The organism is Nonlabens ulvanivorans (genome assembly GCF_000732625.1).
Taxonomy (GTDB): domain Bacteria; phylum Bacteroidota; class Bacteroidia; order Flavobacteriales; family Flavobacteriaceae; genus Nonlabens; species Nonlabens ulvanivorans.
In genome coordinates this window covers 826902-841853 of the sequence record NZ_JPJI01000032.1, presented here as the reverse complement: position 1 = coordinate 841853, position 14952 = coordinate 826902, and the positions used below count along the sequence as shown (strand labels likewise).

14 protein-coding genes are annotated in these 14952 nt (G+C 35.7%); 6 read left to right on the top strand and 8 right to left on the bottom strand.

Going from position 1 to position 14952, the window contains the following annotated elements; genetic code table 11:
• Positions 1-108: 108 nt before the first annotated feature.
• Positions 109-1857 carry an aspartate--tRNA ligase gene (aspS, locus tag IL45_RS10955; RefSeq protein ID WP_036583813.1) on the bottom strand — a complete coding sequence of 583 codons (1749 nt, stop codon included), beginning with the start codon at positions 1855-1857 and terminating at the stop codon, positions 109-111.
• A 231-nt stretch (positions 1858-2088) separates the two neighbouring features.
• Here aspS and IL45_RS10950 point away from each other — a divergent pair, with 231 nt between their 5' ends.
• From IL45_RS10950 to IL45_RS10940, 3 genes are all read left to right on the top strand, one after another.
• Complete coding sequence (locus IL45_RS10950) at positions 2089-2448, top strand: toxin-antitoxin system YwqK family antitoxin (protein WP_036583810.1); 360 nt, start codon at positions 2089-2091, stop codon at positions 2446-2448.
• Between the two features lie 171 nt (positions 2449-2619).
• Positions 2620-3303 carry a TetR family transcriptional regulator C-terminal domain-containing protein gene (locus tag IL45_RS10945; RefSeq protein ID WP_051788715.1) on the top strand — a complete coding sequence of 228 codons (684 nt, stop codon included), beginning with the start codon at positions 2620-2622 and terminating at the stop codon, positions 3301-3303.
• Positions 3304-3480: 177 nt separating this feature from the next.
• Positions 3481-4821 (top strand): ABC1 kinase family protein, encoded by a 1341-nt coding sequence (locus IL45_RS10940; protein ID WP_036583808.1) that lies wholly within the window; start codon positions 3481-3483, stop codon positions 4819-4821.
• 4 nt (positions 4822-4825) lie between these two features.
• Here IL45_RS10940 and IL45_RS10935 read toward each other — a convergent pair whose 3' ends face one another.
• Genes IL45_RS10935 through IL45_RS10915 form a run of 5 tightly spaced genes read right to left on the bottom strand, consistent with a single transcriptional unit; the run spans position 4826 to position 10134 of the window.
• Positions 4826-6106, bottom strand: coding sequence for a metal-dependent hydrolase family protein (locus IL45_RS10935; protein ID WP_036583805.1), 1281 nt, complete (start codon positions 6104-6106; stop codon positions 4826-4828).
• 48 nt (positions 6107-6154) lie between these two features.
• Positions 6155-7330 (bottom strand): SH3 domain-containing protein, encoded by a 1176-nt coding sequence (locus IL45_RS10930; protein ID WP_036583803.1) that lies wholly within the window; start codon positions 7328-7330, stop codon positions 6155-6157.
• 3 nt (positions 7331-7333) lie between these two features.
• On the bottom strand, positions 7334-8446 hold the full coding sequence (locus IL45_RS10925) for an SH3 domain-containing protein (RefSeq protein WP_036583801.1): 1113 nt from the start codon (positions 8444-8446) through the stop codon (positions 7334-7336).
• 32 nt (positions 8447-8478) lie between these two features.
• Positions 8479-8997, bottom strand: a complete 519-nt coding sequence (locus tag IL45_RS10920) for a hypothetical protein (RefSeq protein ID WP_036583798.1) — start codon at positions 8995-8997, stop codon at positions 8479-8481.
• A 3-nt stretch (positions 8998-9000) separates the two neighbouring features.
• Positions 9001-10134 (bottom strand): DegT/DnrJ/EryC1/StrS family aminotransferase, encoded by a 1134-nt coding sequence (locus IL45_RS10915; RefSeq protein WP_036583795.1) that lies wholly within the window; start codon positions 10132-10134, stop codon positions 9001-9003.
• A gap of 116 nt (positions 10135-10250) precedes the next feature.
• On the opposite strand from IL45_RS10915, the gene IL45_RS10910 reads away from it, so the two are divergent.
• On the top strand, positions 10251-11537 hold the full coding sequence (locus tag IL45_RS10910) for a 3-deoxy-D-manno-octulosonic acid transferase (RefSeq protein WP_036583792.1): 1287 nt from the start codon (positions 10251-10253) through the stop codon (positions 11535-11537).
• A complete protein-coding gene (locus IL45_RS10905; RefSeq protein ID WP_036583789.1) occupies positions 11515-12486 on the top strand; it encodes a carboxypeptidase-like regulatory domain-containing protein in 972 nt (323 codons plus the stop codon). Before IL45_RS10910 ends, IL45_RS10905 begins: the two co-directional genes overlap by 23 nt.
• Here IL45_RS10905 and IL45_RS10900 read toward each other — a convergent pair.
• Positions 12483-13142 (bottom strand): DUF2461 domain-containing protein, encoded by a 660-nt coding sequence (locus IL45_RS10900; RefSeq protein WP_036583787.1) that lies wholly within the window; start codon positions 13140-13142, stop codon positions 12483-12485. The genes IL45_RS10905 and IL45_RS10900 overlap by 4 nt on opposite strands.
• Before the next feature lie 81 nt (positions 13143-13223).
• Positions 13224-13988: a LexA family transcriptional regulator gene (locus tag IL45_RS10895; protein ID WP_036583784.1), complete on the bottom strand. Its 765-nt coding sequence runs from the start codon at positions 13986-13988 to the stop codon at positions 13224-13226.
• A gap of 132 nt (positions 13989-14120) precedes the next feature.
• On the opposite strand from IL45_RS10895, the gene IL45_RS10890 reads away from it, so the two are divergent.
• Positions 14121-14948 (top strand): SOS response-associated peptidase, encoded by an 828-nt coding sequence (locus IL45_RS10890; RefSeq protein ID WP_036583781.1) that lies wholly within the window; start codon positions 14121-14123, stop codon positions 14946-14948.
• Positions 14949-14952: the final 4 nt, after the last annotated feature.

The following is a 14952-nucleotide window of genomic DNA, read 5'->3' as shown; positions in this document are numbered from 1 at the left end:
AATTGAACTATAAAATGAAATGATGAGCTTGTCAAAAAATCAACCTATTGTCATAAATCACGTCTCCGACAAGCTCAATGTGAGCTATCTCATCTTGATACTTAACGATTATAACGTAACCTTCAAGTTTAACTCTGTTAACTGCTCTTGATCAATTGCACTAGGTGCATCGATCATTACATCGCGACCACTATTGTTCTTAGGAAAAGCAATAAAGTCACGTATCGTTTCTTGTCCACCTAGGATAGAAACTAATCTATCAAATCCAAATGCTAATCCTGCATGTGGTGGCGCACCATATTCAAAGGCGTCCATCAAGAAACCAAACTGGGCTCTTGCCTCATCTGGTGTGAATCCTAAATGGTCAAACATTAATGCCTGTAATTTCTTATCAAATATTCTTACTGATCCACCACCTATCTCATTACCATTCATCACAAGATCGTAAGCGTTTGCACGCACATTACCTGGATCTGTTTCTAACTTATCAATGTCTTCTGGTTTAGGAGAAGTAAATGGATGATGCATCGCGTGATAGCGCTCTGTGTCTTCATCCCATTCTAATAGCGGGAAATCTACAACCCATAATGGTGCAAATACTTCTGGATCACGTAATCCTAGACGCTCAGCCATTTCCATTCTTAAAGCACTTAACTGTGTTCTAGTCTTATTTGCAGGACCAGACAATACGCAAATTAAATCACCAGCTTTTGCACCAGTAGCTTTTGCCCAGTTTGCAAGATCTTCTTGGTCATAAAACTTATCAACGCTAGACTTATACGTTCCGTCTTCATTACAACGCACATAAACCATTCCTAGCGCACCAACTTGTGGACGTCTTACCCAATCAATTAATTTATCAATTTCTTTTCTCGTGTAACTATTAGCACCGGGAACTGCTATTCCCACAACTAATTCTGCCTCGTTAAAGATTTTGAAGTCCTTCGCTTTCGCGAAAGCGTCTAACTCACCAAACTCCATCCCAAAACGGATATCTGGTTTATCATTACCATATTTCTTCATCGCATCTTCATAAGTCATGCGAGGGAAATCTGCAACATCGATGTTCTTTACCTTTTTCAATAAGTGACGTGTCATGTCCTCAAATATATTCAACACATCTTCTTGCTCTACAAATGACATCTCGCAGTCTATTTGTGTAAACTCTGGTTGACGATCTGCACGCAGGTCTTCATCACGGAAACATTTTACAATCTGGAAATACTTATCCATTCCACCTACCATAAGCAGTTGCTTAAAGGTCTGTGGCGACTGTGGTAAGGCATAAAATTGCCCTTCATTCATACGCGATGGCACGACAAAGTCACGAGCACCTTCTGGCGTCGATTTAATAAGTACCGGCGTTTCTACCTCGATAAAATCTTTACCGGCTAGAAAATTACGTACTTCCATCGCAACCTTAGAACGGAAAATCAAGTTCTCGCGCACTGGATTACGACGTATGTCTAGATAGCGATACTTCATACGCAACTCTTCTCCACCATCAGTATTATCTTCTATGGTAAAAGGTGGCGTTTTAGACTCACTTAAAATGTTCAATTCTTTTACGAGAATCTCTACATCACCTGTAGACATTTTAGCATTTTTAGATTCACGTTCAATCACGGTACCCTTAACCTGTATCACAAACTCACGACCTAGTTTTTGCGCTCTTTCTAGCAAGGCTTTATCGGTACGTTCTTCATCAAAGATTAATTGAGTAACGCCATAACGGTCTCTTAAATCCACCCAAACCATAAAACCTTTATCACGGCTTTTTTGAACCCAACCGGCCAGTGTTACTTCTTTATTTACATCGCTAGCGCGCAGGCTACCACAATCGTGTGATCTATACATAACTATTCATATAATAAGCTGCAAAAATAAGCCGATTTTAAACATCTCGAGCAGCAATAAAGCAAAGATTATGTGGCAATAGCGAACTTTAACGTCAAAAATCGTTAGTTTCAATAAAGTACAACGCACTCTTTAACAGTAGATTAAGCCTCTAATGTAAATTTAATGTTACCTGAATGTTGCTTATATGTATTTTTAAAGTTAAATTTGATTATCTAAAATGACGGAACGATGAAGAAATTAATTTTTATGTGCGCACTTTTTGTAGGAGTAATTGCAATGGCACAAGAGACAAAACCACAATTTGAAAAGCAAAACGACGGAACTATAAAAGCTACTTATTTTTATTCTGATGGAACTGTAGCACAAGTCGGAATGTTTAATGAAAACAATGAAAGACATGGTGAGTGGATTTCATATGATCTGGAAGGACAAAAAAGCGCTCAAGCCGAATATAAAAATGGTGAGAAAGCTGGAAAATGGTTTTTCTGGAATGATGAAAAACTTACAGAAGTAGATTATAGTAATAATGCTATCGTGTCAGTAAACACTTGGGTAAACAAAAACCCAGTAGCAACTAACAAACCGTAAGCAATACACTATCAATCTAGAAAATCCCTCTTGAAAGTTTCAAGAGGGATTTTTTTATGCAATCACTTTAAGTTTTAACTAAAACTGACGACTAAACCTTAACATAGTTTTGTTTAAACATATGTACTAATAAGTTAAACAATTCATATCTTTACACTAAAGTAATTTATTATGGCAACGGCAAAGAAAACCACCCCAAAAAAGACTGCTAAAAAGAAAGAAATCACTCGTCATGACGTGATTACTGCTTATATGGATTATGTTCTTGAGCATGAAAAAACACCTAAGAGCGTTTACAAATTTGCTAAGGACAACAACATGTCTGAATCAGAATTTTATAACTTCTTCGGTAATTTTGATGGGTTGCGTAAAGATATCTGGAACACTTTCTTCACCATGACTATGGATGTAGCTCATAAAAACGAAGAATATGCGCATTTTTCAAATCGTGAAAAAATGCTCACGTTTTTCTATACTTTCTTTGAGTTACTTACCTTAAATAGAAGCTATGTGCTTTTTACTCTTAAAGAGAATCTGCACATGATGAATAAGATGGAGCAACTCAAAGGATTGCGCAAGCATGTAAAAGGGTTTGCTAAGGAATTGATCCAAGAGCGCAATGAGAACAAGACCAATATACTTTTAGAACGCAGTGAGACTATTTATAGCGAAGGTGCTTGGGTACAAATGTTATTCTTAATGAAATTCTGGATGGATGATGATAGTGCTGGATTTGAAAAGACAGATATGGCTATCGAGAAATCTGTGAATACCATATTTGATGTTTTTGATAATACTCCATTAGACGCTGTTTTAGACTTCGGTAAGTTTTTGTGGAAAGAGCGTATGGCTTAGTTAAACTTAAATCTAAGTTTAAGCTCAAACCTAAATATCCAGACTGAATAAGTAAGCTTATTTTTTAGCCTTCGCGAAAGCGTTATCGTTACCAACCATTTTACAAATTTAAATCTTGAGTTGTTTCAAGAGTGTCACACTGAGCTTGTCGAAGTGGATTTCACAAAGTAAATTAATATGAAAACACTAGATAAAATACCTACCAGTAAAATAGGCCGTACCACAGAGCTAGTGAAAACTGGTGCTAAAATAGGTGCTAATTATATTAAATATTATTCTAAGAAAGCGGTGAACCCATCAATGGACCGTTCTTCGCTAGATGAGGATAATGCAACCGATATTTATGATGGGTTAAAAAGTTTAAAAGGTAGTGCGCTTAAAGTAGCGCAAATGCTTTCTATGGATAAGAGCTTGCTACCAGGTGCTTATGTAGAAAAATTCAGCCTTGCTCAGTTCAGCGTGCCTCCATTGAGCGCTCCATTAGTGCGTAAAACTTTTAAAAAGTACCAAGGCGCCTTTCCTGAAGAGATTTATGATACGTTCTCAAAAGATTCTGTAAACGCAGCTAGTATAGGTCAAGTTCATAAAGCGACTAAAGATGGTAAAGAACTAGCCGTGAAAATTCAGTATCCTGGTGTTGCAGAGTCTATAGGTAGTGACCTTGCCTTAGTAAAGCCTATTGCTATTAAAATGTTTAATCTTAAGGGTGAAGATTCTAAAAGGTATTTTGCAGAGGTTGAAGATAAATTAACTGAAGAGACTGATTACGAACTTGAGGTAAAACAAAGTGTAGAAATCACTGAGGCTTGCTCTCATATCCCAAATTTCAAATTCCCTACTTATTATCCAGACCTTTCCAGCAAGCGTATTATCACAATGGACTGGATGAGTGGTCAGCATTTGAGCGAGTTTGCAAAAACAGATTTTTCTCAAGAGACTGGAAATAAATTAGGGCAAACTCTTTGGGATTTTTATATGTTTCAAATGCACGGTTTAAAAGCCGTTCATGCAGATCCACATCCAGGGAATTTTTTGATTTCTAAAGATGAAGAACTAATCGCGATCGACTTTGGCTGTATTAAAGAAATTGTTGACGAATTCTACCAACCTTACTTTGAACTTGCTGTGCCGGCAAGTATTAATAATCCTGAGATTTTTAAAGCAAAGTTATTTGAGTTAGAAATTTTAAGACAAGATGATAGTGAGAAAGAAATCACTTATTTCAGTGCGTTATTTCACGAGATGTTGAGTCTGTTTACTAAGCCTTTTCAAGAAAAAACTTTTGACTTTTCTGATGAATCATTTTGGGATGAAATATCATCACTTAGTGAAAAATACAGCAATGATAAAGAGTTACGTAAAATGAATGGTAATCGTGGTAGCAAGCACTTCTTGTATATCAATCGCACGTTCTTTGGACTTTATAATCTTTTACATGATTTAAAAGCTACTGTAAATACTCATGAATATGTGAAGTATCTTGAGGAAAAAGGGTTTAAAAATCATAGTGCGTTGTAAAAGCCTACCTTTTATAAACCACTCCATCCTTCATTACAAAGCTCATCTCTTCTAGAGTTGCTACATTATCCTCTGGGTTTTCTGAGACTGCAATGATGTCTGCATAGAAACCTTGTTGGACTTGACCTATGTTATTTTCTTCATTTAAAATAATAGCTGGTACGATGGTAGCACTTTGAATGGTTTCCATTATAGGCATTCCAGCCTCGTGCATATACCCAAATTCCTTTGCGTTTTTACCGTGCGCAAAAACTCCAGCATCTGTTCCAAATACAATAGGAACTCCACGTTTATAAGCTCTAGCAAAAGTTCCTTGAATCTGTGGTCCTACCGTTCTTGCTTTAGGAACTACTATAGCTGGATAAAAACCATCTACTTCGGCCTTTTCAGCAACCTCTTTTCCTGCGGTGATAGTAGGTACTAGATAACAATCCATTTTCTTCATTAAATCCATCGTTTCCTCACTCATATACGTTCCATGCTCAATAGTTTTCACGCCACCTAAAACAGCGCGACGCATTCCTTCATCACCATGCGCATGTGCTGCGACGTGAAATCCATAGTCTGCAGCAGTTTCAGTAATTGCTTTAATCTCTTCTATAGTAAATTGCGGATTACTACCATTTTTTGCAACGCTTAAGACGCCACCAGTCGCCGTTATTTTTATACAATCAGCACCATTTTTATAACGATGTCTTACTGCTTCCCGACCTTCTGCAGGTGAGTTTGCAACGCCTTCACGTGGTCCTGGATCACCCATTAATGCTTGATTGCTTCCATTTGTAGGATCTGCGTGTCCACCAGTTGTGGCTATAGATTTTCCTGCAGTAAATATTCTAGGTCCTGGAACTTTACCAGAGTTAATGGCGTCTCTTAAAGATATATTGATACCGCTACCGCCTAAATCTCTCACAGTTGTAAATCCAGATAGTAAAGTAATCTCTGCATATTGGACAGAGCTATAGGCAACATCTGCTGGATCATCCACATATTTTGACACATAAGCATGTGGATTATATTCTGTCTCCATGTGTACATGCATGTCTGTAAAACCAGGCATGACCCATTTATCTTTGAGATCTATATAGGTGCCATCTTCAGGGACATCTTTGAATCCTTTTTCAACTTTTGAGACACGATCATTCTTAACCGTAATAGTCATTTGATTTTGCCATTCACCATTTTTAGTATCCAGCAAGTGACCAGCATGAATGTAGGTCATGCTATCTTGAGCAACAGCTATAAAAACCGTTAGTAATAAAAAGAATGTAAATTTAAATTTCATAACCTATCATTTGAATCGTGAAGTTATGAAAATGTCCTATTAAATATACTACAGAATCGTCAATTTCAAATATTGCCACTGTGGCTGGATAGGCTCATCCATGTCAACTTCTTGAACGGTATTATCAATAGGATGTACCATTAAAATAATCTCATTATCTGATATCCAAAAAGAATCGTTAAGACTTGAACTAACAACCCAAGATTGAAAGTTTACATAAAGGCTTTTAGTTGTTTTTAAATCGGCATCCAGCCAGCTGATTGCTATTTGAGCACCTTGTTCATAATATACCACTTCGTGACTTACTCCATATTTATTGTCAGGAGAAATATTGGGAATAGCACCATTAATACGTTCTCCTGTATATTGGTCTATCCACGCATATTCTAAACCTTCAAAATCTGCAGCGATTAGATATTTGTTTTGCTTTTTGAGCTCGCCCATATATTCTACGTTATGAGGAAACTCTCCAGTATGCGCCTTAACCTCAACAGAATCACCATTTTTTAGAGGCAGATAATACTTCTTAAGAAAATCAAATTCTGTTTCACTCTTTTCAATGGACAACAAATTCGGTTGAAAGCCGTAATCCAAGTCAAAATCTGTTTTTTTCTTTTCCTTAATTACTTTATTATACTCGACAAGTTCTAGTTTAATAAAATTTTGAAGTGTGTCTGCCGGTTGTGATATATAAAATTCATCACTATTAGTACGAGCAGTATGATATCCATGGTGCTCATCATACCAAGGATAACAATCTATATAAGCAGAATAATTGTAGGTATCTTTATCAATATGGTAGGACGATTCAAAATAGGTCTGAGATTCCTCTTCTTGAATTGAGAAATGATTGTACAGATACAATGAGCGTTCAGGAATCTCTTTAAGATGATAATCTAAATATGCACTGAAAACATAACCTTCGGCATTGCCCTTAAGTTCTTCATAAGGCACACTGCGCCATACTTTCACCCAGTAACCTTCTAGTTTCTTTCCATCGTCTACGACATATTCCTTGACATCATTTGATCCTGGCGGTGACCAGTCTAGCTTAGTTCCATAAGGAAGTTTTTCAATAATATTACCATGCGGTCCAGCTGCATTACGCATGTTTAAACCGTTTTTTGCAATCACGTATATACACTCTTTATCGTAAGATGGTGTGGTATACGCTTTCGCGAAAGCGTAATTCAAAAACAATAAAACTGTAAGTAGTATTCTCATTCCTTAAAACTGAATGGTTCCTTTTAAATAAATAACCTTAGAATCTTTCAACTCCTCGCCGTATAGAGTCACATTATCCATAGGCAACACGCCCATTATAAATTCGTTCTCTGCAATCCAGAAAAATTCACCAGCTGTAATCCAACTAGAAAAAGTGATAAAAGCTCCTTGCAGTATGGCTTCTTCATCAAACTCACCGACGGTAAAATAAGTGGTGTAGTCAAAACCGTTGTAATACTCGGCTATAAGATATTCACCTTTAGGGGAAATTGTTGGAAAACCACTTGATAACATAGACCTTTTCCCAGTGGTGCGATTCACAAGAATAACCTCTGCATCTTCTGCAAAGCCTGAGATTAAATAGCTGTCTAATTCATCAATCTGACCGTAGTACTCTGTTTTTGAAGCCCATTCTCCCAGATTATCTTTTATTAAAACAGAATCTTTACCACCATTTAATGGCAAGTAATACTGTTCCCATTCCACAGGTCGATAATCGTTCTCTAATTTGAATTTCTTAGGTTGCCAAGAGGTATCAATTTCATAGTTCCCTATGATTTTTTTATTGATGTAATCTTCTCGGTTGACTATTTCAAATTGAATAATATCTTTGAGTGCTTCTTTTGCGGCTGGATTATATTCATAACGCACATCGCAATGTGTTCCTGTTTCCCACATTTCTCTTCTGGAAGAAACACCTTTAGTAGGTTTATAATCGTCATGCGCCGCGCTATCATAAAGCTCTACAAAGTTATGAAGGCTTTGTGGCGGGATTGTAGTCAGGTGCTTGCTCAGATAAGCGTCAAAAAGATATAATCTTGTATTTTTATAGTAATCGCTATTAAATGTAGGTTCAACACGCACCCAACTTCCGTGTATTTTTTTGCCATTACCTATCACAAAAGTCTTCCCTACTGATGGAACATTTTCAATAACTTTCACTTGAGTGCCATAGCTAAATTTTCCAACAATCTTATGATTCACACTTGGTCCTTCTCTTAAATTCAAACCATTCTCTGCATTTATAAAATAGCAGTGACCTGTTTTTAACTGCGCTTTCGCGAAAGCGGAAAAAAGAAAAACCACTATAAAAAGAATGTTTAATTTTGCTTTCATAGTGGTTTTATTATCAATTATTAGACCTAAAATTAAATCTTTTTAGTAATCCAGTTGGTAATTTTATCAATTCTCAAAAAGAATATTATGGCAAGAGCTAGTTTAAAAATGTATGTTGCCATTTCAAAATCGTAAAACACAGCATTTGGCATATCCATAGTCTTTTCATAAACAGCAATACAATATCTGATTGCTTGTGGCAAGAAGTAAACTGCTCTCGCTATCCAGATGATACTTGTCGTTAAAAGAATAACTTTAGTCAGTGATTTTACATTTAAATCTATAGATATCGATTCTTCAGTTTTTACTAATTTCTTTGCAATCCATTCTGCTTTAATGATAAGGATAAAGGATACCAGAATATTTACAACTAATAAGAATAGATTTGAGAAATAAAACCTATCCATCGCCTCAACTGTTTTATCTAAAATATCCATCGCAGATATAGACCAAATCGAAAATATATAAGATCCAAAATGATCAAAAATCTTAGTGAAAAGAAAAATTCCTGCTATTCTTAAAACTAAAGTTAATAGACTACGATGAGTCATGTTCTATCGATTTACAAATTCCAGAACAGCGTCTGTAATAAACTTGATTTGCTCATCATCTAGCTCTGTATGCATAGGTAATGAGATACATTCTTTCACAAGTTGATTGGTCACTTTAAAATCATCTTCATTGTAGCGCTCGTCTGCATATGCTTTTTGAAGATGCAGTGGTATTGGGTAATAAACACCACATGGAATGTCGTTTGCCTGTAAATGCTTCACCAGTTCATCACGGTTTGCATCTTTTATCACCAAAGTATATTGATGAAATACATGACAATCGCAACTATCACATACTAGTGGTGTAATGATTTTTTCATTGCTGGCAAAGGCAGCTGTATATTTTCTGGCAGCATCTCTACGGGCATTATTATAAGAGTCTAAATGCGGTAATTTTGCTCTTAAAACAGTTGCCTGCATGGAGTCTAGTCGCGAGTTTACACCTACCACGTCGTGGTGGTAACGTTCATACATACCGTGATTTACAACACCTCTAATGGTATGTGCTAGTTCATCATCATTTGTAAAGATAGCTCCACCGTCACCATAGCATCCCAAATTCTTAGATGGAAAAAAAGAAGTTGTTCCTACGTGACCAATAGTTCCTGTTTTGGATTTAGAACCGTCGCTATGCATGTAACTAGAACCTATCCCTTGAGCGTTATCTTCAATGACATAGAGGTTGTGCTCTTTGGCAATCGCCATAATTTCATCCATATTTGCCGCAAGTCCAAATAAATGTACAGGAACAATAGCTTTGGTCTTAGGAGTAATTGCTTTTTTAATCGCCTCAGTATCGATATTAAAATCAAACGGATTCACATCAACAAGTACTGGAGTCAAATTAAGTAACGCAATAACCTCTACCGTTGCTGCAAATGTAAAATCAGTAGTAATCACTTCATCACCAGGTTGCAGACCTAAACCCATCATCGCTATTTGCAACGCATCAGTCCCATTTGCACATGGAATAACGTGTTTTACATCTAAATAATCCTCTAGCTCTTTTTGAAAACTATGAACTTCTGGTCCATTAATGAAAGCTGTAGATTCGATAACACTCATCACGCCATTATTGACTTGATCTTTTATTTTTTCGTATTGACCTTTAAGGTCAACCATCTGAATTTTACGCATTTAAGAAAGATATTAATATCATCACGACTACTGTGATGAGTCTCGTAAAAATACATAATAATCACGGGTCTTCCCAAACGTTATTTTTATGTTATTTTTGATTAAAACCTATTAGATTGAAATTATTATACGACAGTCTTATTACCATTACTAAAGCCCTATTACCTATCGCTGGCGTTTTTAATAAAAAACTTCAACTAGGAGCTAAAGGCCGCGCTCATAGTTGGGATATATTAGATCAAAGTATTAAGAAAACGATGCCTAAAATATGGGTGCACGCTGCTAGTCTTGGTGAATTTGAACAAGTAGTTCCTGTATTAGAAAAATTAAATAGAGAAAACTATCAAATTGTCCTAACCTTCTTTTCACCAAGCGGTTATGAAAACAAAAAAAACACAACACTAGTAGATACCGTTTGTTATCTACCTTTAGATACTACTGCTAACGCATCAAAATTTGTTGAGATTGTAGAGCCGTCACTAGCCATTATGGTGAAGTACGAATTCTGGCCCAATTACTTAAAGGAGCTCAAAAAACGAGATATCAAGACCATATTAGTTAGTGGAGTTTTTAGAGAAAACATGTCGTTTAACAAATGGTATGGGAGCTGGATGACTAAATACTTAAAAGCAATAAATCATTTCTTTTTACAAAATGAAGATTCTTATAGAAACCTTAACCGATTAGGCTATCTTAATGCAAGAGTTAGCGGTGATACCCGATTTGATCGTGCGAGTCATCTTATTGAACGAGACAATCAACTCGATTTCTTAGATAGATTTATAGGTGATAAAAAATGTCTTGTAGTAGGTAGTAGCTGGCCAGAAGATATTCAAGTGCTACAAAAATGGCTCAGAGAAAACTATGAATCTGGTGATTGTAAAGTTGTTATTGCTCCGCATGAAACTGGATCAGATAAGATAAAACAACTTGTGGGACAGCTCGATGATGAACCTATACTATGGTCTTCTTTGAAGCGAAATCAAAAAACGTTGACGCCCAAAAGTGTTACCGCCTTACAACAAAGCAATATTTTAGTTATCGACACTATAGGTTTATTAACTAAGGTTTATAGTTATGCTACAATTGCCTATGTAGGTGGAGCGATGGGAACTAGCGGTTTACATAATATACTAGAGGCAGCTACCTATGGCGTGCCTGTTATCATAGGTAAGAACTATAAAAAATTTCCAGAAGCTGGTAAGTTGGAAGATTTAGGCGGATTATTTTCAGTATCAACGCCTGACGAGTTGATGGAAATTATGGATCAACTACTAACAGATGATTTCTTGAGAGATAAAACTGGAATGATTTGTGGACACTGGATTAATAGTAATACAGGTGCTACTCGAGAAGTGCTTAATTATTTAAAACAAATTGATGAAAAACTGGTTATTTCTTAGTGTATTAATATGTTCTTTAATCTCAACAGGTCAGGACATTACCATCAAAGATGCTACTTCTAAAAAAGGAGTTCCCTTTGCGACGATAAGTTTTGGTAATGGTAAGGGAACTTTTGCAGATGATGACGGTATTTTCAGATTTACTAAGAAGCTTTATAAAGACGTAGATTCTCTTTACATATCATCAATAGGCTATCAAGACCTAACTGTTGCAGCAAACTTGGTGAATACTGAAATACTATTGACTCAAGAAGCAGATCAATTAGAGGCTGTTATGCTTAGTGCAGAACTCAATGGTAAGTTCAAAAAGAAAAAGCAGAAACCCATAGCGCATGATAATTACTTTAATTGCTGGTTACCAACTGTAGAATCAGAAATCGCTGTTCGATTTAATAGAATAGACAATCAACCTACACGTATATCACAATTACAATTTCCTATTGTAAAGGAAGAAAGTCAAGTTAGTAAAAAAGGAAAGCTAAGAGCATTTTCTACAATGGTGAGAATTATGTTTTATGATGTTGAAAATGGACAGCCGTCACATCGCTCTTTTTATCCTAGTATAACTTATGTCGTAACTGAAAAATCAGATGATATCGTAGAGATTGATATCGATTATTTAAATATTAATATTCCTAAAACAGGAATATTTGCTGCCATTCAAATTTTAGGATACACTACACCAGATGGGAAATTAATTAAAGCCAAAAAGTATAGAGAAATACAGACTGTAAGAGGTCTACAAAAAGTATCTACCACCTATAGACCTTTATTACCATTTACTAATGAGGTAGAAGGAAAACAAACCTGGGTAAGACGTATTTTTTATAATAATAAAGAATGGGTTCCATTTGATCTTAATTACAACCCAAATTCTTCCCTAGTGCGCAGTGGTCATGATAATTATGGTATCGGCGCAGAGTTTAAGGTATTTTATAAAGAAGATTAAACTGTAACTGCTTTATTTAGATAAGCTCTAAAAGGTTTCATTTCTTTATAAACCTCAATACACTTTGCTTTAAAATCATCAGCTTGCACTTCATTTTGTGTTAAATCGTGTTGAACCGCAAATGTTTTTAATCGCAATAAGTCGATATGCTCATGATCTTGAGAGTATCCCTTAGGTGCTGTTTTTAAGGAATCGCCATCATTAATGATATGAAAAGTGTCTTTAAAAGACTTTTTATTGAGAATCTTTTTATAATCAGCTCCATTATAATCTATAGCATCCCTTAATGAGCTAAGAATTTCTTTTTTAGGTTTATAAAATCCACCAGCGATAAAAGATTCTCGTGTCCCTAGGTGTATATAAAAATCACCTTGCTTCCCATTTGCTGCAAGGTCCATTCCAGCACCAAAATGATCTTTATAAACCGGTTTATTTGGGTGAAACATCAAATTATTATTAATACGATTAATCGCTTTACGACCTGGTGTATCATGATAATCCTTATCAACTTTAGCTAGTTCTGTATTCAATTCGTCTAGCCATTGGATATACCAGTTGCGCACCTCTAGATATTGTGACCTATTCTCATCCATCCAGTCTTTAGAATTGTTTTTTTGTAGGTCTCGTAAGAAATTATATAGTTTATAAAAACTCATGATTAATGTTCCATTAAGTTAGCGTGTTTATAAGTAGTTCGCTTCCGCGAAAGCGAATTACAAAAACTTCCTATTCTACACCTATTTTTTAAGCTGAGCAATCTCATCGCGCAAACTATCCAAGCCTTGTTTTAAAGAAATCATGGCTTCTTCACCTTCATGGACATCTAAATCAAAGCTCAACTTTGAATTTACTTCCCAAAGCTCTTTAATTTCAGAAATGGATTGTTCTATAACTGGATAATCTCTATTTAAAGAAATAAGATTTACTAAATCACTTATCTCAGACTTGCGCAGTTTTTTTACAACAACCGTGTCTGCCGTTACCACCACATGTATGCGGTTATCATTTGCTTGTCTTACACTTTCTACTGCTTTACCCATTACCCATTCTGCAGGTTGTAATACAGGTAACATACTATCGCCGCGCACTTGAAAAGCTCTAAAACTACCTTCCTTATATTGAGGTAAAGGAATGCTAAAGGCAGGCAAATCTTGATACCAATCAGTATCTAGCACATTAGTAGCATAACCTGCACTGGCTTTTATAGGTACCATGATCATATTTTCTCGATCACTAGTATCCATACTTATAATTTTAGGGGCTGTGCTCGAGGTGGTTTCTAAATGTTTATTATAACTATTGCCATATAACCATAATGGGTTTATATGAAACTGACGCAAGAGCTCGGTCACAATTTTACCAGTAATTTTCTTTTTACCTCGTTCAATATCTGCAGTTGTACTTCCTGCGTCAAGCAGTTCTGCAAACTCAGATTGGGTTTTCCCTAACTCTTCTCTTACTTTTTTAAAGCGTTGTGCCTCTATAGATATCTCTTGTGCCATAGAACAAATATAGGCCTTTTAGGAATAATTCCAATTTTAACATAGGATTATTTCCAAGTTATTGGAATTATTCCATATATTTGAAATGTAAAACGGAATGATTCTTGGAATATTTCCATAAAACAAAATATTATGTGTGGAAGAGCAACTATAATAACACCGCAAGAGCAATTAGAAAAGCGCTTTAATGCTGTCTTTAAAAACAATGTTCAATTGCCAGAGAATGTAAATATATCTGCTGGTGAGCAACTTCCTGTAATTACAAGTGAAGCTCCTGGTGAAATTCAACTATTTACTTATGGTTTTACACCACACTGGGCACATAAGCAAACCTACATGTTAAATGCCCGTAGTGAAGGCAGTAATAACATAGAAAATGAAATGGATTATAAGGGAACATTAGGAATATTTAATAAACCTATGTTCAGACATGCCATTAAATCTCAACGATGTTTAATTTTAGTAGATGCTTTTATTGAAGGTCCAAAGCAAGAGAAATTAAACAAGCCTTTTCTGGTTTATCCTAATCGTGATCGTGGCCCATTTGCTATAGCTGGTATACATGATTCATGGCAACATCCACTTACTGGAGAAATTCATCATACGGTAGCCATGGTTACTACAACGGCAAACAGATTAATCAACCGTATAGGTCATCATAGATCACCAGTAATTTTAAGTAAAGAAGATGAGCAACGCTGGATACAACCTGACTTAAGTATTACCGAGATTTCAAAGTTAATGAAGCCTTTTGACTCTAAAGGTTTTAATGCTTACCCTATATCTCAAAAGATTAAAAAACCAGATGCAAATGGTCTTGAATTATTAAAACCTACTGGCGAGAAATTATTTAAAGATTATGACCGCTGTTTATACGAGCGCCTTAAATATGCAGAGGACCATTCATTTACTATAAGGGAAGAACGTCTGGTAGAAGGAGATCAATTCATTTTATTTTAAAAAT